Origin of the sequence: Maribacter caenipelagi (assembly GCF_004364175.1) — a bacterium.
Classification (GTDB): Bacteria; Bacteroidota; Bacteroidia; order Flavobacteriales; family Flavobacteriaceae; genus Maribacter; species Maribacter caenipelagi.
The window spans coordinates 298,573-321,023 of the sequence record NZ_SNZW01000014.1 but is presented as its reverse complement, the minus strand read 5'-3'; the positions used below and the strand labels follow the sequence as shown (position 1 = coordinate 321,023).

At 34.6% G+C, this 22,451-nt stretch carries 25 protein-coding genes; 11 read left to right on the top strand and 14 right to left on the bottom strand.

Going from position 1 to position 22,451, the window contains the following annotated elements:
- Positions 1 to 11: 11 nt before the first annotated feature.
- From DFQ03_RS09470 to DFQ03_RS09455, 4 genes are all read right to left on the bottom strand, one after another.
- Positions 12 to 476: a GNAT family N-acetyltransferase gene (locus tag DFQ03_RS09470; RefSeq protein ID WP_243834469.1), complete on the bottom strand. Its 465-nt coding sequence runs from the start codon at positions 474 to 476 to the stop codon at positions 12 to 14.
- Between the two features lie 14 nt (positions 477 to 490).
- On the bottom strand, positions 491 to 1,114 hold the full coding sequence (locus DFQ03_RS09465; RefSeq protein ID WP_133672929.1) for a tRNA (guanine-N1)-methyltransferase: 624 nt from the start codon (positions 1,112 to 1,114) through the stop codon (positions 491 to 493).
- Between the two features lie 145 nt (positions 1,115 to 1,259).
- A complete protein-coding gene (locus tag DFQ03_RS09460; RefSeq protein WP_133672928.1) occupies positions 1,260 to 2,708 on the bottom strand; it encodes a glyceraldehyde-3-phosphate dehydrogenase in 1,449 nt (482 codons plus the stop codon).
- Positions 2,709 to 2,825: 117 nt separating this feature from the next.
- On the bottom strand, positions 2,826 to 4,217 hold the full coding sequence (locus DFQ03_RS09455; protein WP_133672927.1) for a S1C family serine protease: 1,392 nt from the start codon (positions 4,215 to 4,217) through the stop codon (positions 2,826 to 2,828).
- Between the two features lie 127 nt (positions 4,218 to 4,344).
- Between DFQ03_RS09455 and dapF the strand changes: the two genes are divergently transcribed.
- The 4 genes from dapF to DFQ03_RS09435 all read left to right on the top strand — a co-directional run bounded on the left by dapF (position 4,345) and on the right by DFQ03_RS09435 (position 7,459).
- Positions 4,345 to 5,121 (top strand): diaminopimelate epimerase, encoded by a 777-nt coding sequence (dapF, locus tag DFQ03_RS09450; RefSeq protein ID WP_133672926.1) that lies wholly within the window; start codon positions 4,345 to 4,347, stop codon positions 5,119 to 5,121.
- On the top strand, positions 5,115 to 5,639 hold the full coding sequence (locus tag DFQ03_RS09445) for a GNAT family N-acetyltransferase (protein WP_133672925.1): 525 nt from the start codon (positions 5,115 to 5,117) through the stop codon (positions 5,637 to 5,639). The genes dapF and DFQ03_RS09445 overlap by 7 nt, the downstream gene beginning before the upstream one ends.
- Positions 5,639 to 6,682 carry an endolytic transglycosylase MltG gene (mltG, locus tag DFQ03_RS09440; RefSeq protein WP_133672924.1) on the top strand — a complete coding sequence of 348 codons (1,044 nt, stop codon included), beginning with the start codon at positions 5,639 to 5,641 and terminating at the stop codon, positions 6,680 to 6,682. Before DFQ03_RS09445 ends, mltG begins: the two co-directional genes overlap by 1 nt.
- A gap of 147 nt (positions 6,683 to 6,829) precedes the next feature.
- Entirely contained in the window at positions 6,830 to 7,459 is a 630-nt protein-coding gene (locus DFQ03_RS09435) for a hypothetical protein (RefSeq protein WP_133672923.1), read from the top strand.
- A 57-nt stretch (positions 7,460 to 7,516) separates the two neighbouring features.
- Here DFQ03_RS09435 and DFQ03_RS09430 read toward each other — a convergent pair whose 3' ends face one another.
- From DFQ03_RS09430 to dnaA, 3 genes are read right to left on the bottom strand one after another with little or no spacing between them, the layout of a single operon-like run.
- A complete protein-coding gene (locus DFQ03_RS09430) occupies positions 7,517 to 8,239 on the bottom strand; it encodes an SAM-dependent methyltransferase (protein ID WP_133672922.1) in 723 nt (240 codons plus the stop codon).
- On the bottom strand, positions 8,240 to 8,692 hold the full coding sequence (locus DFQ03_RS09425) for a low molecular weight protein-tyrosine-phosphatase (protein ID WP_133672921.1): 453 nt from the start codon (positions 8,690 to 8,692) through the stop codon (positions 8,240 to 8,242).
- 12 nt (positions 8,693 to 8,704) lie between these two features.
- Positions 8,705 to 10,129: a chromosomal replication initiator protein DnaA gene (gene dnaA, locus DFQ03_RS09420; protein WP_133672920.1), complete on the bottom strand. Its 1,425-nt coding sequence runs from the start codon at positions 10,127 to 10,129 to the stop codon at positions 8,705 to 8,707.
- Positions 10,130 to 10,331: 202 nt separating this feature from the next.
- Here dnaA and DFQ03_RS09415 point away from each other — a divergent pair, with 202 nt between their 5' ends.
- Positions 10,332 to 10,730, top strand: coding sequence for an acyl-CoA thioesterase (locus DFQ03_RS09415; RefSeq protein WP_133672919.1), 399 nt, complete (start codon positions 10,332 to 10,334; stop codon positions 10,728 to 10,730).
- A 3-nt stretch (positions 10,731 to 10,733) separates the two neighbouring features.
- On the opposite strand, the gene DFQ03_RS09410 is transcribed toward DFQ03_RS09415, so the two are convergent.
- The 4 genes from DFQ03_RS09410 to ribD are packed head-to-tail and all read right to left on the bottom strand — an operon-like array spanning position 10,734 to position 13,940.
- Positions 10,734 to 11,336 (bottom strand): IMPACT family protein, encoded by a 603-nt coding sequence (locus tag DFQ03_RS09410; RefSeq protein ID WP_133672918.1) that lies wholly within the window; start codon positions 11,334 to 11,336, stop codon positions 10,734 to 10,736.
- A 17-nt stretch (positions 11,337 to 11,353) separates the two neighbouring features.
- Entirely contained in the window at positions 11,354 to 12,238 is an 885-nt protein-coding gene (locus DFQ03_RS09405; RefSeq protein WP_133672917.1) for a DMT family transporter, read from the bottom strand.
- Positions 12,239 to 12,841: an HAD family hydrolase gene (locus DFQ03_RS09400; protein ID WP_133672916.1), complete on the bottom strand. Its 603-nt coding sequence runs from the start codon at positions 12,839 to 12,841 to the stop codon at positions 12,239 to 12,241.
- On the bottom strand, positions 12,834 to 13,940 hold the full coding sequence (gene ribD, locus DFQ03_RS09395) for a bifunctional diaminohydroxyphosphoribosylaminopyrimidine deaminase/5-amino-6-(5-phosphoribosylamino)uracil reductase RibD (protein ID WP_317128171.1): 1,107 nt from the start codon (positions 13,938 to 13,940) through the stop codon (positions 12,834 to 12,836). The genes DFQ03_RS09400 and ribD overlap by 8 nt, the downstream gene beginning before the upstream one ends.
- A gap of 77 nt (positions 13,941 to 14,017) precedes the next feature.
- Between ribD and DFQ03_RS09390 the strand changes: the two genes are divergently transcribed.
- Genes DFQ03_RS09390 through DFQ03_RS09365 form a run of 6 tightly spaced genes read left to right on the top strand, consistent with a single transcriptional unit; the run spans position 14,018 to position 19,497 of the window.
- The gene (locus DFQ03_RS09390; RefSeq protein WP_133672915.1) at positions 14,018 to 14,503 is read left to right on the top strand and encodes a GNAT family N-acetyltransferase; all 486 of its coding nucleotides are present in this window, start codon (positions 14,018 to 14,020) and stop codon (positions 14,501 to 14,503) included.
- Positions 14,504 to 14,505: 2 nt separating this feature from the next.
- The gene (gene prmC, locus DFQ03_RS09385; protein ID WP_133672914.1) at positions 14,506 to 15,375 is read left to right on the top strand and encodes a peptide chain release factor N(5)-glutamine methyltransferase; all 870 of its coding nucleotides are present in this window, start codon (positions 14,506 to 14,508) and stop codon (positions 15,373 to 15,375) included.
- Positions 15,372 to 15,953: an LOG family protein gene (locus tag DFQ03_RS09380; RefSeq protein WP_133672913.1), complete on the top strand. Its 582-nt coding sequence runs from the start codon at positions 15,372 to 15,374 to the stop codon at positions 15,951 to 15,953. The genes prmC and DFQ03_RS09380 overlap by 4 nt, the downstream gene beginning before the upstream one ends.
- A 5-nt stretch (positions 15,954 to 15,958) precedes the next feature.
- Positions 15,959 to 17,950, top strand: a complete 1,992-nt coding sequence (ligA, locus tag DFQ03_RS09375) for an NAD-dependent DNA ligase LigA (protein WP_133672912.1) — start codon at positions 15,959 to 15,961, stop codon at positions 17,948 to 17,950.
- Positions 17,951 to 17,956: 6 nt separating this feature from the next.
- The gene (locus tag DFQ03_RS09370; RefSeq protein WP_133672911.1) at positions 17,957 to 19,195 is read left to right on the top strand and encodes a cation:proton antiporter; all 1,239 of its coding nucleotides are present in this window, start codon (positions 17,957 to 17,959) and stop codon (positions 19,193 to 19,195) included.
- Positions 19,192 to 19,497 (top strand): hypothetical protein, encoded by a 306-nt coding sequence (locus tag DFQ03_RS09365; protein WP_133672910.1) that lies wholly within the window; start codon positions 19,192 to 19,194, stop codon positions 19,495 to 19,497. Before DFQ03_RS09370 ends, DFQ03_RS09365 begins: the two co-directional genes overlap by 4 nt.
- Positions 19,498 to 19,505: 8 nt before the next feature.
- Here DFQ03_RS09365 and DFQ03_RS09360 read toward each other — a convergent pair whose 3' ends face one another.
- The 3 genes from DFQ03_RS09360 to blaOXA form a co-directional block, all read right to left on the bottom strand.
- Complete coding sequence (locus DFQ03_RS09360) at positions 19,506 to 20,405, bottom strand: helix-turn-helix domain-containing protein (protein WP_133672909.1); 900 nt, start codon at positions 20,403 to 20,405, stop codon at positions 19,506 to 19,508.
- Positions 20,406 to 20,851: 446 nt separating this feature from the next.
- On the bottom strand, positions 20,852 to 21,466 hold the full coding sequence (locus DFQ03_RS09355; RefSeq protein ID WP_133672908.1) for a fumarylacetoacetate hydrolase family protein: 615 nt from the start codon (positions 21,464 to 21,466) through the stop codon (positions 20,852 to 20,854).
- Between the two features lie 122 nt (positions 21,467 to 21,588).
- Positions 21,589 to 22,431 carry a class D beta-lactamase gene (gene blaOXA / locus DFQ03_RS09350; protein WP_133672907.1) on the bottom strand — a complete coding sequence of 281 codons (843 nt, stop codon included), beginning with the start codon at positions 22,429 to 22,431 and terminating at the stop codon, positions 21,589 to 21,591.
- Positions 22,432 to 22,451: the final 20 nt, after the last annotated feature.

The window sequence follows — 22,451 nt, the reverse complement described above, 5'->3', positions numbered from 1 at the left end:
ATTTTACATCATCATTTAACCTGCCAAAAGTAATGAAAAGCGTGGTAATCTTTCACCCATCCTAATTTCTCATACAATTTTTGAGCGGGATTGTCAATGGCGGTTTCTAAGGCGAGACCTTTATATCTATTCTTCTTGCAACAAAATTCTTGTGCTTTCAGCAGTAATTGTTCTCCAGTAGATGCTCCTCTAAACTTAGCATCAACAAACAAATCATTTAAAATAAGAGACTTTTGTAAGGATACAGAAGAGAAAGTATAAAAGAGTTGTACAAAACCGATAGCCTTGTCACCTTCATAGGCTGCGAATATGATGGATTCTTCTTTCGTGATTCTATCTTTTAGAAATTTGGCGGCAGCATTAATATCTGACTCCATCTTATAGAATACTCTATATGCATCAAAAAGAGGAATAATATCGGTAATTTCTGCTTCTGTAATTCTACGTATACTTTTCATATCAAAAAAAAGCTCCATTAAGGAGCTTTTAATTATTTAGTTTTCTTCTGTTTATTTATCTCATCTTGTAGTTGTCTACTAACTTTTTGCTCTCGCTCAAGTGATCTTCTTCTGTGATCTTCGTATTCGACCTCTAGTTCAGAAAGATTTTGTTTTGCCTCTTGAGTTAAAATATTACTATTTCTAAACTTGTAGATGAACAAACCAAGGGTTAGAAACAAGCCGCCGATAATCGTCCAAAGAACAAAATTGTATGTTCCTTTAGAAACAGGTATACCTAGAAAAGACATACTATCTTTTTCTTTGGTTACCGCACCTAAATTAGTGGTAGTTTCTTCTAGTTTATTGTTTAAAGAAGTAATGGTAGTCTCATGTTCTGCAATCGTAGCTTTCAGCTCGCCAGTCTTTTTGTTCATGGCTGCTATAGAATCTAAAACATTCTTACGAATCTTAAAAAGATTAGTTTCTTTAACCACTTCATATCTAACGCCATCGGCTCTATAATTACCAGAGCGTTTAGCAATAAAATCGAATTGATTGCTAATAGGACCTTCATCTAGAGATAGTTTATCTTTCTCCTCTTCAGCGTTTTGCGCAAATTGTACATTACTAGCTAAAAGTAATGCCAGTAGTAAAAGTATTCTATAGAATTTCATGTAATAGATTCTTAGGTTAATTTGAATAATTTAGAGTTGACTAAAGTACTTTATAATTGTTGAATTATAAAATAAAGAACAAAGCTAAAAAACCTTTATTTAACTACGTAGCATATCCATGAATGGATGTTATACTTTAAAAAAATTAATAATACGTAAAACGACGAACTTTCGCGATATATTTTGCTAAGCGAATAACCTGATGCGAATAACCATATTCATTGTCATACCATATATAAAGGATAATATTTTTTCCTGAATCTGATACGATTGTCGCCATACTATCATAAATAGATGGAGCAGAGGTACCTATGATATCGGAGGATACCAATTCTTTGTCCAATGAATATTTAATCTGTTCTACCAAATCACCTTCGAGAGCGTATTTTTTAATCATGGTGTTAACACCTTCAAGAGAGGTTTTTTGATTTACATCAAGATTTAAAATAGCTAAAGAACCATTAGGTACAGGAACTCGAATAGCGTTAGAAGTTAGTTTTCCCTTTAAAGATGGTAGCGCTTTTGTAACTGCTTTTCCAGCTCCGGTTTCGGTAATAACCATATTTAGACCTGCTGCACGACCTCTTCTGTATTTACCGTGCATATTATCGACCAAATTCTGGTCGTTGGTATATGCGTGTATAGTTTCTAGGTGACCTTTTTCGATTCCTAAAGTTTCTTCTATCGCTTTTAAAATTGGCGTAATCGCATTCGTTGTACAAGAAGCTGCTGAAAAAACTTCAGTATCATCTGGGTCGTATTCTAAATGATTGACACCATGAACAATATTTGCAACCTCTTTGCCTGGTGCAGTCAATAATACTTTTGAAGCGCCTTTTGCCTGTAAATGTCTTTCTAGTTGCTCTTTAGTTCTGAATGCACCGGTATTATCAATCACCAAAGCATTTTTTATACCGTAATCGGTATAATCTATTTCCTCTGGCATGTTGGCATAAATAACATGTACAGTAGTTCCGTTTATTATAAGTTTTAGGTTAGCGTAATCAACCTTTACACTACCATTAAAAATACCATGAACAGAATCTGTTCTAAGTAAACTGGCTCTTTTTTCAAGATTTTCGATACTTGGTTTACCTCTTACTACAATAGCTCTTAAACGTAGTTGGTTTCCTTTGCCGGTTTTAGACATTAGCTCTCTGGCAACTAATCTACCAATTCGACCAAATCCGTATAAAACAACATCTTTGGGTTCTATGTTCTTAAAATCTTGGGCAAGTTGTAATTTATCGATTACAAAAGACTTTACGGTGTTTAAGATGTTGGTGTCAGAGTGGTATTCGTAGGTTAACTTACCAATATCTAATTTAGAAGGTGGTAATGTCATGTCGGCTATAGAGCGAAGAATTTCTGCCGAATCAAAAATAGATATCGGTTTCTGTACAAATTCGCCAGCGTATTCGTGTAGGTGAATAATGTCACTTACATTTTTGTCAATAACCTGATTTTTAAAAAGGACAATTTCAATAGATTTATCATACCATAAATCACTTACGATTTTAATGAATTCAGTCGTAGCTTTTCTACGATCTGCTTGAAATGCCAGCTCTTTTTCAAATGTGGTCTGTGGAGCCATAATTAGTTGATTATTTTTATAATTCGCACAAAACTAGAAAAATTAACCACTTAAAATAAATATTTTTCAAAAAAAAGCCTTCGTTTTTGCGAAGGCTGTATTTTCTATACTATATTTTTATTGAAAGATTAGTCGGTCTCGTTCTCCGTTTGAGCCTACCATAAAGATAACTGTTTTTCCGTATTTAGAAATTCCTCCAAATGCAGTATAGGCATCATCGATATTTCCAATTTCATGGTCGTCTATCTTAACGATTACTTTTTCAGATAAGCCATAACCTCTGTATCGTTCGGGTACTCCTATAATTTTTACTCCAGAATTGGTTTTATATACTTTCTTATCGTGCTCTGTAAGATTTTTTACTTCTAAGCCCATTTCAGGAACAACCAAAGATTGTCTTTCTTTCAAAATTAAAGGTAGAGTTAATAATTCTTTATCTCTATCTACAACTAAAGCCAAGGTATCTCCCGGTCTTTTAGTAGAAAGATATCCGGTTAAATCAGGATATTTATGAACGTCAATTTCATCGACTTTTTTAATAATATCACCAACTACAATGCCTGCTTCTTGTGCTGCAGATTCATCTTCGACCAATTCTATATATACTCCGTCAATATTATTGATACCTTTTTCTATGGCATCTCTAGTATTTACCGGAGCAGGACTAATACCCATAAATCCTGTTTGAACATTACCATATTCTAAAATATCTTGAACTACTTTTTTCGCAATATTACTAGGTACTGCAAAAGAATAGCCTACGTACGATCCTGTTTGTGATGTAATAGCGGTATTAATACCTACTAAATCACCGTTCGTGTTTACTAAAGCACCACCTGAGTTACCAGGATTTACAGCGGCATCTGTTTGTATAAAAGATTGGTTTTTTCCAAGGTTACGAGCTTTAGCACTTACGATACCTGCGGTAACAGTTGAAGTTAGATTAAAAGGGTTACCAACAGCTAAAACCCACTCGCCAATTTTGGTATGATCAGAATCACCAAAAGCCAAATAAGGTAATTTTTCGTTTGTATCAATTTTTATCAATGCAATATCAGAATTTGGGTCTGTACCAATTAGCTCTGCATTATATGTTCTGTTATTATTTAAAGTAACCTGTAATTGAGTTGCTTTATTAATAACATGATTATTGGTTACAATATATCCGTCTGAAGAAATGATAACTCCTGATCCGGTACCAACCTGTGGTACTGCAGTACCCCCTGTACCATAAAAAACATCAAAAATAGTTTTCGGTCCTTTACTAAGAGTAATGTTCTTAACGTGTACTACGGCATTAACCGTATTTTCTGCGGCAGTTGTAAAGTCAACTTCATTTATGCCAGAACCTCTTGCTGACGTTGGGGTGTAGCTTGCATTTACAACACCGCCATTATTTTCTTGACTGATAATGGTGAAATTTTCTTTCTCGAAAAACAGCTTGTAAGCACCCAATGTAATTGCACCGGCAAAAACAGATACTAACAAGAGACTTGCTAATCTTTTCATATTCAATAAAGTTTTAACGTATTCTACACAAAATTACTTGTTTTTATGCTATTCCATAAGCGTTTAACTACTTTTTAACTACCACACAAAACCTAATTATGTGCTATCTTTGAGTCTTTATTATCCTATGGAAAATACATTTTATAAATATCAAGGTACAGGTAACGATTTTGTGATGATCGATAATCGCAACGGGCAATTCCCAAAAAACGATACCAAATTAATCGCTAAAATCTGTCATAGGAGATTCGGAGTAGGTTCTGACGGACTTATTTTGTTAGAGAATGATAAGGCTACCGACTTTAGAATGGTCTATTTTAATGCCGATGGAAATGAAGGTAGCATGTGTGGTAATGGTGGTAGATGTATTGTAGCTTTTGCTCATTTTCTTGATATTATAAAAAGGGATACTGTTTTTATTGCTGTAGATGGTTTACATGAAGCAACAATTATTGGTGATGTAGTAAGCCTTAAAATGACAGACGTTAGTGAAATAAAAGAGAAATCTAGTGCCCTCTTTATGAATACGGGATCACCACACCATGTTCAAATGGTGAAGGAATTAAAGTCTTTTGATGTTGCCAAAGAAGGAGCGCGTATGCGTTATGGTATTTATGGTGAAAAAGGTAGTAATATCAATTTTGTGGAAGCAAATGCCGAAGGTGGATTTGATATTAGAACTTACGAACGTGGCGTTGAAGATGAAACCTTATCATGTGGTACAGGGGTAACGGCAGTTGCTTTGAGTATGTATCATTTAGGTAAAACAAAAAATAAAACTATTGCAGTAAATGCACTTGGGGGTAATCTTGAGGTTACTTTTGAAGAAGAGCAAGGTTTTTATAATAATATCTATTTAAAGGGAGAAGCGAAGCAAGTATTTAAAGGAGAACTAACGTGGTAACATTAAAAGGAAATCAGATTTATTTAAGGGCTTTAGAACAAAAAGACCTCGATTTCCTGTATGCGCTTGAGAATGATACCGATGTTTGGGAGGTAAGCGGTACGGTTACTCCGTATTCTAAAGACGTGTTACAGCTTTATTTAGATAGTGCTCACCGAGATATTTACGATGTAAAGCAATTGCGTTTGGTCATATGTTCTCAAGATCACCAAACTTTAGGTTTAATAGATGTTTTTGACTTTGAGCCTAATCATCATCGTGCAGGTATAGGTATAGTTATACTTGATAAAAATCAAAGAAATAAAGGAGTAGGAGCAGAAGCAATAACGTTGCTGTGTAATTACTTGTTTGAAGTTTTAGGTTTAAGGCAAGTTTACGCTAATATTTTAGAGGAAAATGCCCCGAGTTTATATTTGTTTAAAAAGTTGGGTTTTCAAGAAATAGGAATTAAAAAAGATTGGGTACGATTTAAGGATACTTATAAGAATGAAATATTATTACAAAAAATAATTAGTTAATGAGCATCAAACGAATTTTATTGGGTGTAGTACTCTTGGGTATAATTGGAGGAGGAATTTTTGGGTACATGGCTTACGGTACTTTTTTTACTCCAAATACTAATTTTAGTAATGAAGAGGAAATCGTATTTATTCCTACCAATGCTACCATTGATGATTTAAAAGAACGACTTTCCCCTGTTTTGGAAGATTTTGATTCTTTTGAATCTGCAGCAGATAGAAAAGGGTATTTAACCAATATAAAAGCAGGTAGGTATAAGATTGGTAAAGGAATGAATAACAATGAGATTGTAAACTCATTGCGAAGTGGAAATTTACCAGTAAAGGTATCTTTTAATAACCAGGAAAATATAAATGATTTAGCGGGAAGAATTGCAAGTCAGATCGAGGCCGATAGTATTTCATTGGTCGCAGCATTCAATGACAAAGAATTTTTAAAGGTAAACGGATTTGATGATGCCAATAAAATATCATTGTATATTCCTAATAGTTATGAATTCTTTTGGAATACATCTGCAGAATCATTTAGAAGTAGAATGTTGAAAGAATATAATCGTTTTTGGACAGCTACCCGTAAAGAGAAAGCAAGTGCGCTTGGTTTAAAACCTAACGAAGTCATTGCTTTAGCGTCTATTGTTCATAAGGAGACAGCAAAAGTAGATGAAAGACCAACGGTCGCTGGGGTGTATTTGAATAGATTAAGAAAGAGAATGTTGTTGCAGGCAGACCCTACTGTAATTTATGCCATAAAGAAAGAAACCGGAAATTTCGATACCGTAATAAAAAGAGTCCTGTATAAAGATTTAGAGATGGATTCTCCTTATAATACTTACAAATACGCAGGCTTGCCTCCAGGGCCTATCGCAATGCCCGATATTACGGCAATAGATGCTGTTTTGAATCCGAAAAAGCATAATTATTACTACTTTGTAGCGAATGTTGAAAAGTTCGGTTATCATATGTTTGCAGAGAATTTAACGCAGCACAACCGAAATAAAGCGCAGTACATCCGATGGATTAACGCTCAGAAAATCAATAGGTAAGCTTTCATCCGAATTTTAGAACTTCTTAACTAAATCTGTATTCTTTTAACAGAACCTTCTTAAACTTATATAATTTCAGGTCTACCTTTGCCTCAGAAATTTAAGCAAGCAAATAGTAGTCGCCGTAAGTCTTAAGAAATATATGATATGAGAAGATGGATATTAGCAAGTTGTCCTCTTGTTGTGATGTTTATTTTATCTGGTTATGGGTTCAAGCCTTTTACGGTTGAAGTGCCTAAGCAGTTAAAAGTGAAGGAATCATTTTTGGTTTCTTATCCTCAAGAAGAGGCTATATTGGCAAATTATCAAATCGCTCCCCCCTTTCTTGGTAGTCAATTTATAGGCTTTAAAGAAGCGTTAGCTTTTAAAGAATCTCAAGGCAATTATTTTGTTACTAATACCTACGGGTATTTAGGAAAATATCAATTTGGGCTAGGTACGCTAGAACTGGTTGGTGTTTATGACGGTAATGGGTTTTTGAAAAATCCTGTGTTACAAGAAAAAGTATTTCACGTTAACACATCTCGAAACAAGTGGATTTTAAGAAAAGATATTAAGCGTTACGTTGGTGTGAAAATGAACGGAATTCAGGTAACAGAATCTGGTATTCTGGCAGCGGCACACTTAGCCGGACCTGGAAATGTAAAACTATATCTAAGGTCTCACGGTAGAATGGAGATTTCAGATGGTTATGGTACTAGTATTTCGAATTATATGAAAAAATTTGCGGGTTATGATGTCTCTATGGTAGAGGCAAAACGAAATCCGAGAATTTAAGAATTTACTTAGATATGAAAATGGGAAACCTTGGCATTTGTTTGTCAAGGTTTTTTTTTATGCCTGAATAATAAAAATAGCAGGTCTTTTATGTAGATCTACATTTTCTCTTTTCCAATTTATGGCAGTTTTTGTTTTAATGTATTCGGTTGGCAATGTAATGTCTGCCGCCACGCATATTCTTGTACTCGGAGCTAAGGTTTTAATAAGCTCTTCAAGCATTTTATTGTTACGGTACGGGGTTTCAATAAACACCTGTGACTGGTTGTCTTCTTTCGATTTACGTTCTAAGCCTTTGATATATTTTTTCCGCTCAGAACCATCTATAGGTAGGTAGCCATTAAAAGCAAAATTTTGACCGTTCATGCCACTTGCCATTAATGCCAGTAGAATAGAAGACGGACCTACTAATGGAACTACCTGAATATTCTTGTCATGGGCTATTTTAACCACGGCAGCACCAGGATCTGCAATACCTGGGCAACCAGCTTCAGAAAGTATACCTACATCAAAACCTTCTAAACAAGGATTCAGAAAACTAGGAATCTCTGCTGCTTCGGTAAACTTGTTTAAGACAAATAGTTTTAAGCTAGGTTGAGATTTTCTAGGACTTATTTTTTTTATGAAATGTCGAGCGGTCTTTTCATTCTCAACGACATAGTGGTCTAATTTTTCAATTGTTTGCTTAATTGAAATTGGTAAAACCTCTAAAGGGGGCATATCACCTAATGTTGTAGGTATTAAATATACTTTTCCTATTTTTCCGTTTTGCACGCTCATTTATTTACTTTGTAATCTTGCGGCTATACTATCGCAAGCTTGGTCAATCATTTGAAAAACTTGTTCAAATCCGTCTTCGGCATCATAATATGGATCTGGAACTTCTTTATCTGAAGAACTAATTTCATTCAAAATTAGCTTCACTTTTACTACATCGTCATTATTTCTTGCTAGACCTATGATATTATTGTAGTTACTTTTGTCCATGGCATAAATGACATCAAAAGAATCAAAATCAGAAACGGCAAATTTTCTGCAAACTTGAGCGCTTATGTCCAATCCATGTTCATAAGCTACCTTAATTGATCTTGGGTCGGGAGCATTGCCAATATGGTAACCACCTGTACCTGCGGAATCAACATAAATTTTGGCAGCATCAACTTTACTTTTTAGAATGCCTTCTGCTAATGGAGACCTGCATATATTACCTAGGCAAACCATCAACACCTTCATGAAACGTAAGTTTTAAGAAAATTTCTTAGTTAAGTCATCTATGTATTTGCGAAACTGCTTATCGGTTTCGGCAAGGTTATCAACTGTTTTACATGCGTGTAAAACAGTGGCATGATCTCTTTTGCCTATTTGTGAACCAATACTTGCTAATGAAGCTTTCGTAAACTTCTTCGCAAAGAACATAGCTAATTGTCTTGCCTGTACTATGTGTCTCTTTCTAGTTTTAGACTGTAAAGTAGCGACATCCATTTCAAAGTAATCAGAAACCACTTTTTGTATGTAATCAATAGAAACTTCGCGTTTGGTATTCTTTACGAACTTTTCTACAACCTGTTGAGCAAGTTCAATCGTAACCTCTCTTTTGTTCAAAGTAGACTGCGCGATCAGAGAAATAATGGCGCCTTCTAATTCTCTAATATTCGTTTTAATATGTTTAGCAACATATTCTATAATGTCTTCAGGTATTTCAACACCATCTCTATATAACTTGTTCTTTAAGATAGAGATTCTTGTTTCGTAATCTGGACTCTGCAATTCTGCCGATAATCCCCATTTAAAACGAGAAAGTAAACGTTGTTCAATGTCCTGCATATCTACAGGTGCTTTATCTGAAGTAAGTATTACTTGTTTTCCATTTTGATGCAAATGGTTAAAAATATGGAAGAATACATCTTGCGTACCAGATTTACCTGATAAGAATTGTACATCGTCAATAATCAATACATCTATTAATTGATAGAAATGAATAAAATCATTTCTGGTATTTTTCTTAACAGACTCTATATACTGTTGCGTAAATTTCTCTGCAGAAATATATAAAACGGTACGTTCTGGATATTTATCTTTTATTTCAACACCAATAGCATGTGCCAAGTGCGTTTTACCAAGACCAACGCCACCAAAAACCAATAACGGATTGAAAGATGTGCCACCTGGTTTGTTAGCAACCGCCATACCGGCAGATCTTGCTAAACGGTTAGAGTCACCTTCTAAGAAGTTATCAAAATTGTAATTAGGATTTAACTGTGATTCTATCTTTATATTTCTAATCCCTGGAATTACAAACGGATTACGTAATTCTGGATTTTTAGATTTAATAGGAACATCCATTTCTTGAGCCGCCATGGCACCTCTGTTCGAACTCGGAATTTTTTCTGTAAAAGGTTCTTTGTTGCCATAGGTGTTTTCCATTCTAATGATGTACACCAACTTTGCAGATTCTCCTAATTCTTTTGTAAGAGCAACTTTCAAAAGTTTAACATAATGTTCTTCTAACCACTCGTAAAAAAATTTACTAGGTACTTGAATACTTAATGCGTTCTCAGAAAGCTTTATCGGTTTAATAGGTTCAAACCAAGTTTTGAATGCCTGCGGTTGGATATTATCCTTAATAAAAGCCAAACAGTTTTTCCATACGGAATTTGCAGTAACACTCATAATAAATTTTACACTTTTAATGGTTAGCGTTGAGCTATAGGCGATTATAAAAAATCAATATAGGTTCTCTTTCAACTTGGGCAAATATGTGAACAAATTATTGAAAAAAAAAATCGATTGTCATTGAATTTGACCTTTTTTTTTCTCATGTTCGTTTACTCAAAAGGGGAGCTTTTAAATATATACTTTTTACTTGAAATAAATGCGAACAAACGAAATTTCTTTTCGAATTAGATATAGTGAAACCGACCAGATGGGCGTTGTCTATCATGGCAACTATGCTCAATACTTAGAATTGGCAAGAGTTGAATGGTTAAGGTCGTTAGGTATTTCTTACAAAAGTATGGAGGAAGGCGGAATTATGCTTCCGGTGATAAGTTTATCAATAAAATATTTAAAGCCTGCATTGTATGATGATTTAATTACGGTTAAGGTTATTTTGAAAAAAAAACCTGCTGTTCGAATAGAATTTGATTATGAAATAACCAATGAAGCAGGTGATTTATTGGTTACCGCGAATACTGTTTTAGTTTTTATGGATATGAAACGTAATAGACCAACTAAATGTCCCCAATTACTTTTAGATAAACTGGAGTATTAGAATCTATTCAATTTCTTTTATTTCTAATTTATGATGCGCCTTCAAAAGTTTCATTGTTTTTTTGAAATCACTTTTATTAATAGATAGTATCATTTTACATTTAAGATGTAAATCTTGCGATACAATATTCAGTTGGTGTTTTTTTACTAAACGCATAACAATATCCATCTCTGAATATTCAAACGTCACCGATAGTTGTTGTTGTAAAACTCTGGTTACTATTTTGGCATTTTCTAAAGCTAACTTTGCCGCTTCTTTGTAAGCACTTATCAATCCGCCTACACCTAATTTAGTTCCGCCGAAAATACGAACAACGGCAACTAATGTGTTCGTCAAATCAAATGACTGTAACTGACCATAAATTGGCATACCGGCAGAGTTGTTTGGTTCGCCATCGTCATTAGCACGATATGATTTTGTTTCAATACCCATTTGCCAAGCGTAACACACATGGTTTGCCGTTGGGTATTCTTTTTTAAGTGCCTCTATATGTTCTTTAACGCTATCTTCGTCAGAAACCGGAAAGCAATACCCGTAAAACTTACTCTTTCGCTCTTTGAACATAATAGGTTCAGATGGTTTAGAGATTGTTTTATAGGCGTCCATAGGGTTAATTAGTAATTTTACATGAAATTTGTTAGTTGCTGGCCAAAAGCGACTAAAATAATGCTAAATATAGCCAATCCTATTCCGAACCAGTTTTTAACTGTTAGGCGCTCTCTAAATAGTATAATACCCAATAAGGTAGAAAACATTACAATTGCCACATTGTTAATAGTGAAAACAGAAGCACTATTCCAGGTAGGGTGTTGTAACGCTTTTAGTAAAAAATAAATAGAGAAGTAGTTTGGAACTCCCAAGCAAATACCGCCAATAATGTTTTTGAAATTTACTTTTAGTTGCTGTTGAGTAGATTTGAATCCGATGAAAAGTAATCCGAAGAAACCTGCAGAAGCAAAAACGGTTGCAGAAAACAACGCATATTCTTCTTCGGGCATATGTGCATCTTGAAAATATTTTATGCTAGTGTCTATGGTTCCCGAGCCAATAAATACTAAAACAGGTAATGCAAAAGCCCATTTTTCAGCTTTTATTTTATGTTCTTTTAAAGAGGTGAAATATACAGCTAACAAGGCAAAAACAATTCCTATAATTTCTAATGCCCCGAGGGTCTCTTTATAGAAGAAAACACCAAATAAAACCGGTATGGTAAGCGACATTTTAGTAGCTACCGATGCAACCGAGACTCCGAGCTTCTGAGAAGTCGCTGCCATTAGGTTAAATATTAGTATAAAAAGAAGACCTAAGGCAATACTTCCCCAAAACCAACTTTTCTGTGGTATTTCAGCTAGGTGTATAGGTTTATCATAATAAATAACACCTACAGTACAAGCGATAAAATAATTAGTAATTATTGCATATATGGTTTGAACCTGATATTTGGCATATAATTTAAAAATGACGAAAATTAAGCTTGAAAATAGAATGCTAAAGGCTAAATATATCATTTAGAGATGGCTTAAGGTTTCAAGAACATCTTCTTTGCCTACTTGAAGATTCCAGCAATGTATACCTAGTTTAGAAGCGCTATCCGTATTTTCTTTAGTATCATCTAAAAAGAAAGTCTCATTGGGTTTTAGGTTATTTTCTTTTAAAACAAACTCGTAAATATCTGCATTAGGTTTACGCATTTTCATTTCTTGTGATAGGTAGAAAACCTCAAAACAGTTTTTGAACCTGTTAAAACGATCCATTCCCATAGATTCTTTCACTTTGTCTATATGTAGATCATTGGTATTACTCAGTAAAAATAAGCGGAATTGATTATCGCTCTTTAATTTTTCAATGAACTTTAATCGTTCTTCAGGGAAATCTAAAATAATAGAATTCCATGCATCTTTAATTTGTTGTTTAGATGCATTGGTGAAAATACCCTGTAGTCGATTAACAAATTCATAGGATTCCATTAAGCCCATTTCATATTCTTTAAAAATGGTATCTAATTTAGGTGTCAGTTCCGTGAATCCGAATTTTGCCATTTCTAATAAAGGAGCTTGCTTATCTAGATTAATGAAGATATCTCCAAAATCAAATATGATGTTTTTAATCATTACGTATTATGGTTAGTTGGTCGGTTAAAATTTGAATTTGTTTTAGTTTGCGTCCTGATATTTTCGGTGCGGCAATACCTTTAGAGAACCTGTTTGTTCCTTTAAAAATTCGTGCTTCATCCCAAAGGTTAGCGTCAATAAAACTTTGTAATGTTTGTGCACCACCTTCGATAATGACACTTTGTATCTGCTCCTCGTACATTAAAGTAAATAACTGTTGTGGTAGATTGGCAATAAAATTTAAGACTTTATAAGTTACCCCGTCTATATAATTATTGCGATCAGTTATTTCGGTACAGATGATGGTATTTTGTTTTCCGTCAAGAACATGAAAATCTTTTGTGATTTTTAATCTTCTATCTATAACAATACGAGTAGGTGCTTTGCCAGCCCAATCTCTAAGATTTAATTGCGGATTGTCAGCCAATACTGTATTTGTACCTACTAATATACCAGCCTCTTCACTACGCCATTTATGTACTAATTGTCGCGATTTAGTATTGGTGATCCAATAGGGTTTTTTTTCCTCTCCACGTTTTATAGGTTCTGGAGCAATGAATCCGTCAGCTGTTTCTGCCCATTTTAAAATTAAGTATGGTCGCTTTTTCGTAAAAAAAGTGAGAAAGCGTTTATGGTGTTCTTCACATTCTTTTTGTAGAATACCAACTTTAACAATACATCCCGCTGCTTCTAATTTTTTGATTCCGTTACCAGCAACTTTTTCATGTGGGTCTTTTAAACCTATGACAACTTTAGGTATTCCCATTTTAATAATCAAATCTGCACAAGGCGGAGTTTTACCGTGATGGGAACAAGGTTCTAAGGTCACATATATGGTTGATGATTTTAAAAGAGAAGCATCAGTAACAGAGTTGATAGCATTTACCTCGGCATGAGAGCCACCGTAGGCACTTGTAAATCCTTCACCAATAATTTTATCATTATGCACAATTACGGCACCTACCATTGGGTTGGGTGCAGTAGTTCCTAATCCGTTCTTTGCAATTTGTAAACAGCGAAGCATATATGTTTCATCGGTAGAAAGCGCATCTAAATGTAACGGCATTGAATTATTGGGATCTAGATTATTAATGGACATCAAACTTTAACATTGTACGCATATCACGTATCTTCACACCTCAAAAATAGTACTTTAAAACCTATTGCCTTATTGATATGGAAAATGTCGTAATTCGCGAAATAAGAAAGGAAGATAACCCGCAAGTAGCCAAAGTTATACGGCAAGTGTTGATAGACTTAGGTGTGCCAAAAGTAGGTACGGCTTATGAGGATCCCTCATTAGATCAAATGTTCGAGCATTATGAGAAACCTAAGGCTACCTATTTTGTTGTTGAGAATAATGGTTCTATTTTAGGTTGTGCCGGTGTTGCTCAGTTAGACAATTATGAAGGCAATGTATGCGAGCTTCAGAAAATGTATTTTTTAGAAGAGGCGAGAGGTAAGGGTGTAGGTCACAAAATGATAACGGTATGTTTAGAACGTGCCAAAGAATATGGTTTTGATGCCTGCTATTTAGAGACGATGCCAAATATGGAGGCTGCCCAAAAATTATATAAGAAAATGGGGTTTGAATATATAGATGCCAGAATGGGAGATACAGGTCATTATTCTTGTCCTGTTTTTATGCTTAAAACATTTTAACTGTGCTTTTAAGAGAAATCAAAAATATATATCACTCAGAATTAGATGCTATCTACGGTAAAGAAGAAGTCAATAGTTTCTTCTATTTACTTATAGAGCATTATTTTGATTTAGAACGTTTCGTATTGGCAATTCAGCCAGATCTGGTTATTGATAAAAAACAGGAGACTATTATATTTCAAGCTTTATCTGAATTAAAATTAGAGAAGCCAATTCAACATATTATCGGTATTGCATATTTTATGGACCTAGAGTTTAAGGTGAATGAAGATGTATTGATTCCAAGACCAGAAACCGAAGAATTAGTTCGTTGGATTTTAGATGACTTTAAGGATACGGCAAAAAATTTGACCATTTTAGATATGGGCACAGGTAGTGGTTGTATTCCTATTTCTTTGTATAAAAACCTGACGGATGCAAAAGTATTCGGATTAGATATTTCTGCTGATGCTTTGAAAGTAGCTGAGGAAAATAACAGATTGCTTGGTGCTAGTGTAAAGTTTTTTCAAGCAGATATGTTGTCTTTGATGTCTGAAACCTCAACGAAAGAATTAGAACAAAAATTTGACGTAATTATTTCTAATCCGCCATATGTGCGAGAATTAGAAAAAGCAGATATGCGAAATAATGTAATAGACCACGAACCAAGTTTGGCACTTTTTGTTCCGGATGAAGATCCATTAAAGTTTTATAACACAGTGGTTAATTTTGCAGCTGAACATTTAAATGAAAATGGTTGTTTGTATTTAGAGATTAATCAGTATTTGGGTAAAGAAACAAAACAATTACTAGAAAAATCTAATTTTAAGACTATTGAGTTGAGAAAAGATATGTTTGGCTATGACCGTATGATAAAAGGAATTAGAAAATGAAAAGTATTGTAGTGTTTTGCGGTAGTTGTGAAGGTGTTGATTCTGTGTATGGTTCGAAAGCATATGAATTGGGAGAGACTTTCGCTAAGAAAGATATTCAGTTAGTGTATGGTGGTGCTAAAATCGGCATCATGGGTAAAGTTACCGAAGGAGTATTGAACAATGGTGGAAAGGTAGTGGGCGTTATTCCCGTATTCTTGAGAAAAAAAGAAGTAGTTCATGAAGGTTTAACCGAGTTAATCGTTACCCAAAACATGCATGAACGTAAATTGAAAATGCATGACCTGTCTGACGGAATTCTAATGTTACCTGGAGGATTTGGGACACTAGAAGAATTTTTTGAAATGTTGACTTGGTCGCAATTGGGGCTGCATCAATATCCGATAGGAATATTAAATACAAATGGCTTTTATGATGCTCTCTTAAAGATGATGCATGACATGGTCAAAGAAGGGTTTGTAAAACAAGAACATATAAGTACTATTTTGGTAGACGATGATATAGATTCGTTGTTAGGGAAAATGGAAAATTATATTCCGTTACCGACACCAAAATGGATTAATAAAGAGCAGCTATAAAAACTATGGAAGCGAGAATACAAGAGTTAAGAGCAGAATTACGCGAGCATAATTATAATTATTACGTTTTGGATAATCCTACGATTTCCGATTTCGAGTTTGATATGAAATTGAAGGAATTACAAGATTTAGAAGCCAAGCATCCAGAATTCTATGATGCCAGTTCTCCTTCTCTAAGGGTAGGTGGTATGATTACCAAAAATTTTGCGACTGTCGTTCATGAGCATCGCATGTACTCTTTAGACAACTCCTATTCTAAAGAAGATTTAGAAGATTGGGAGAAACGTATACAGCGTAACCTAGGCGATGTGCCTGTTGCATTTACCTGCGAATTAAAGTACGATGGTGCATCTATCAGTATTACCTATGAAAAAGGGAAGTTGGTAAAAGCGGTTACACGTGGTGACGGAATTCAAGGTGATGATGTTACCAATAACATTAAAACCATTAAATCGGTTCCGCTACAGCTTATGGGTGATTACCCAGAGAAATTCGATATACGTGGAGAGATTGTATTACCGTTCGAGGGTTTCATGAAAATGAACGAAGAGCGCGTAGCAAATGGCGAAGATCCATACATGAACCCTAGAAATACCGCATCGGGTAGCTTAAAGCTTCAAGATAGTAGTGCTGTTGCGGAAAGACCGTTGGAGTGTTTGTTGTATAGTATCGTTGGTAGAAACCTGAATATAGACTCTCAGTTTCATATGTTAGAGAAAGCCCGTGAATGGGGCTTTAAAGTGCCAACAGTGGCAAAGCTTTGTCAAACGACTGATGAAGTAATGGCATTTGTTGAGGAATGGGATGTGAAACGACATGAATTGCCTTATGAAACCGACGGTGTAGTTATCAAAGTAAATAGTCTTCAAAATCAAGAAGAGCTAGGGTTTACCTCAAAATCGCCACGTTGGGCAATGGCATATAAATTTAAGGCAGAGCAAGTATTTACTACGCTTAATGAAATAACCTATCAAGTTGGGCGCACTGGGGCTATCACACCCGTTGCTAATTTAGAGCCTGTGTTATTGGCAGGTACAACGGTAAAAAGAGCTTCATTGCACAATGCTGATCAGATAGCGAAATTAGATGTTAGAGTAGGTGATACCGTATTTGTAGAAAAGGGAGGGGAAATTATACCAAAAATTATAGCTGTCGACTTCACTAAAAGACCTGCAGATTCAAAACCTACGGAGTATATACATAAATGCCCCGAATGCGGAACAGAACTTACCCGTACAGAGGGTGATGCCAAACATTACTGTCCGAACGAGTATGGTTGTCCTCCACAGATAACGGGTCGTATTCAGCATTTTATTTCAAGAAAGGCAATGGATATAGAAGGCTTAGGTGGTGAGACTGTTGAATTACTGTTTAAAGAAGGATTAATAGATGATTATGCCGATTTGTATAAACTCACCAAAGAAGATGTGTTGCCTTTGGAGCGAATGGCTGAGAAGTCCGCAGAGAATCTAATCAAAGGCGTATCAGAATCGGTACAAGTACCTTTTGAACGTGTATTGTTCGCTTTGGGTATTCGCTTTGTTGGGGAGACGGTAGCAAAGAAATTGGCAAAAGCATATAAGAATATCGATGCCTTAAAAGAAGCTACTCTTGAGCATTTGACTTCGGTAGATGAAATAGGGGAGCGTATTGCACAAAGTGTTATTGACTTTTTTGCAAATGAGAAGAATATCAATGCTATAGAGAGATTGCGTAGTTACGGGGTGCAATTAGCAATATCTGCAGAGAAGTTAGAAAACCAGACCGATTTGTTAGCGGGTAAAACTTTTGTAGTGTCGGGAGTTTTTGAGATTCTAAGTAGAGACGATCTTAAAAAGAAAATAGAAGATAATGGAGGTAAGGTGGGTTCTTCGATATCATCAAAGACTAGTTTTTTGGTTGCAGGTGATAAAATGGGACCTAGTAAGCGTACCAAGGCAGAGAAGCTAGAAATACCTATTATCAGTGAGCAAGATTTTATAAAAATGTTAGCATAAACAACTATGGATATTTTTACAATAATTTCAGTTTTGGTATTTCTATCTGCAATATTCGGCTATATAAATGCGCGTTTTCTAAAACTACCTAACAGTATTGGTTTAATGCTGATTACTATTCTGTTTACCTTGGTAGTTTTTTTAATTGGTTATATTGATGATACCTTAATTAATGCGGAACGATACATTATTACCCAGATAGATTTTAAATCTGTTCTGCTTGATATTATGTTGAGTTTTCTTCTATTCGCAGGAGCATTGCACACCAATTTCGAACAATTAAAAGTACAGCGTTGGCCAATACTGGTATTCTCGACTTTGGGTGTATTGGTATCGACGTTTTTAGTTGGTACGAGTATGTATTATTTATTACAGGTTTTAGGAATGGAAATTTCCTTTATTTACTGCTTATTATTCGGGTCATTAATATCACCTACCGATCCAATAGCCGTATTGGGAATATTGAAGAAGGCGGGAGCGCCAAAGCAGTTAGAAACTAAAATTGTGGGTGAATCATTGTTTAATGATGGGGTAGGAGTGGTTGTTTTCTTAACCATTTTTCAATTAGCATCGGCAACTGAAGTAGCGGTTAGTCCATTAGATATCTTAGAACTTTTTGGTGTTGAGGTTATAGGTGGGCTAGCACTAGGTCTAGCTTTAGGTTGGGGAACATGGAAACTTATGAAATCAATAGATGACTATGATATAGAAGTAATTATAACCTTGGCAACTGTAATGGTAGGTACTTTAATAGCTCAGAAGTTTCATTTATCTGCCCCTTTGGCAATGGTGGCAGCAGGTCTGGTAGTAGGTAATGATACGGTTCGTAATTCGGCCATGTCAAAAACAACAGAGACCTATGTAGATAAATTTTGGGAGCTGTTGGATATCCTTTTAAATACACTCCTATTTGTTTTAATTGGGATGGAAATGCTCGTATTATCTTTTAAAACAGAATATGTAATTGCCGGATTATTGGCAATTCCGTTAGTTTTGATTTGTCGTTACTTATCGCTTTTGATACCGATAAAGTTCTTTGAGAAGAGGTTGGACTTTGTGCCGAGAACCAATTTGGTAATGACCTGGGGCGGATTGCGTGGTGGTATATCCATAGCATTGGCATTAGGCTTATCTGATGATATGCATAGAGATGCGTTTTTAGTAATAACATACATAGTAGTAGTATTCTCTATTATCGGACAAGGATTAACGGTTGAGAAGCTTATAAAACAAGTTGTGAAATGATGCCCAAGACCTATCTTGAATTTGAAAAAAGTTTAGAATTTTCCACTGTTCCAAAAGAGTGGTCAGACGGACTAAAATCGATATGGTACGATGCCAAAGGAGATTGGGAGGCTTCACACAATATTGCCCAAGACATGCATAATACTTTAGGCAGTTGGTTGCATGCGTATTTACATCGTAAAGAAGGTGATCGGTTTAATGCAGGTTATTGGTATCGTTTGGCTAAAAAAGAATATCCCACAATTACCTTAGATGAAGAACTAAAGGTAATTGTGGAATATATCATAACAAATAATACCTAGTATTTACATTATCTCAATTGATAACCTTTGTAATTGGTAGTTTTCATTCTTTCAAAAGTCTCTTCGAAATCACTCTTACTGCTAAAACCGCAGGCAGAAATTAGGGTATTAAGGTCATTTGATTCTAAGAAACCAGAATCAATAAGCTGTTTTGCTTTTTTTACTCTAATCTTGTTTCGGTAGGTTGTAAAGCTAATGCCTTTCGTCTGATAGAAAAAATAAGCGTCATGATAAGGCGGCACATGTAAAAGTTTGGCACAAGCTTTTAGATTGAAACCTTGTTTTAAGAATGCTCCTTGTTGTTCTATAATTGTTAGTGAATTGTTTAATTCCTGATTATCTAATCCGTATATCCGTTCTCTTGAATTGATGTCATTTGAAATAGATGATGAAACCAGTAATTGATTTTTTGGAAATCCGTAAAGTATAGAAGGGAAGTATAAAGGGGCAATACTTATTACCAATAAAACAAGTAATAATATTAGGTTTAGGTTTTGCAAACTAAGCTTCTTTATATTTAAAGTATTTAAGCCTAATAGCCGTTCTACTCCAAAAAATAATGTGATAAATGCCATTATGCTCAGTGCTGAATAAAACAAAAGCAACCATCTATTAAGTGTAACTTTTAGACTATCATTTGGGTTTATGGCCAAGAATCTCTTTAGTAATGGCAGTAGAGATAATACATATACAAATTGCCATAAATGACGTAAGCTAAAGTGTTCATTTAAGCTAAACAGTCCGTATTGTGCACTAAAACGTTCTTTTGGGAAGGCAATAGCATTTTCTACTATTTGATTATAATACGTTGCCGGTTTAGAAAAAACAATGGCGACATCAATAAGGCTTATAATAAATGGAACAAAAAGTAAGAGGTAATGCCATTTCCATGTAAACTTATCATCCATAATTGTTTTAAAATAGAAGTATACAGGTACGGTTATGATGCTATAAAGAAGCAAAGGTCAAAAGTAGAACCATTTAAATTGCGTTAACAAACCTTCTGTAATAATATAGGTTTGAAGACAGTATACAGAATAAATAAAATAAAACAAAGCAAGAAATTGCTGAGGTAATTTATTTACATTCTTCTTTAGAAGTAGTAAAACAGTTAAGAAGAATCCGAAGATTGCAACTAACAGGAAAACAAAATTCATTCAATAACTTTTATAAAAAGTACAATAAAGCGTACGAATTTACAATATTAGGTAATAAAATATATTTTCAGTTATAATTTATAAACGTCTATTATCATAGGTAAATGAGTGTTGTGATAGGTTGGTTAGTTATAAAACCTAAAAAACCCGGACACCATAAGGTAATCCGGGTTTTGTGTGAATTTATTAAAAAAGGTTTAAATCATTTTAAAGTCAAGCAATAACTCTCCTTCTATGGAAGCTTGTAAGTGGTCTCCTTTAAATGTTTCACCTGCACCTATGGCAGGAGTTCCTGTAAATATCATATCGCCAGGATTCAATGTCATAAATGTAGAAACAAAGCTGATAATTTCGGCAAAGTTATAAATGATATAGCTCGTGTTGCCCACTTGTTTCTTTTCACCGTTTATAACCAAATCAAAATTTATATTATCTAACTGTGGAAAGTCTACTACTGGTTTGAAACCTGCAATAGGTGAGGCGCCATCAAAACCTTTTGCCAAAGCCCAAGGGCCTTTTTTCTCTCTACTTGCGGTAAGTACATCTTTTGCAGTATAATCAATACCGATACCTATTTCAGAAATGTATGAGTCTGCCTCTTCTACAGTAACATTTTTAGCCGTTTTACCAATTTTAACCACCAATTCAACTTCATATATCAACTGATTGGTAATAGCAGGGAATACAACATCTTTACTATCTGTAACCAGAGTAGAATCGGGCTTTGTGAAAATGAGTTGTACATCGTTCTTTAAACCTTCTATTTCAGATTTGTCAACAACGTAATTCTTTCCTATACCTAGTATTTTCATGATTGTTGTGTAAGTGTGTTATTCAGTTTAAGTAGTAAAATTAATCATTATACTAAGTATGGTATTGTGTTTAGTTTTAAATTACATTACTACTGCTTTTTGTTTTAACACTTTAGAGTACATTATTCGATAACCTTCATCTCTTTTAAAGCGGATAGTGTAACTTCTTTTCTTTTTTTGATGAAGTCTTGTAGGTTGGTTTCATTAGTTTTTGGTTCTAGATTAGTAGCAAAGAAATAAATATTATCACCAACTTCTATAAAACCTACATACCAGCCATTATATTGGTCATTGCTATTAGATAATCCGGTTTTTCCGCTGAGTTTATAATTCTTTGTTTCCTCGGCAAGCATGACATCTCGCATTATCTTTTTTGTTCTTACTGATATGGGTAGCTGTTTGTTGTAAAAACGTTTTAGAAAATCTATCTGTTGCATTTGGCTAATGCGAGATTCACCCTCTAACCAAAAATTTGTAATGTTGTCTGAGTCGATTTTTAATGATCCGTATTGTATCTTATCTACATATTCGTTCATTCGTTGAGGTCCTATTTTGGCTGCTACTTGTTGGTAACAGGGAACACATGAAAATTGAAAGGCCTCATGTAATACTAAATCTTGTTCCCAAAGGTCTAGCCATTTCTCGTCACCATCCCATTTAAAAATGGTGCTATCACTTTCAATTACTCCCGATTCTAAACCAATTATGGTGTTGGCAATTTTAAAGGTAGATGCTGGTAATTTTCCTTGCTTTGTCCATTCAAAATCATTTGAATAGAAAATATTTTTGTGAAGGTCATAAATCAAAATTGCTCCATTAACATTTGCAGAATCAATAATAGTTTGAAATTCAGACTTTAAAACTATGTTGTCTTCAGATTTTAAGGCTACTGGTAAATTAGTTTTATGTTGTTGCCTACAAGAAGAAATAGATAAGATTAAAAATAGTAGGTAATAGGTTTTCATAGTCTAGTACATGATTTCTT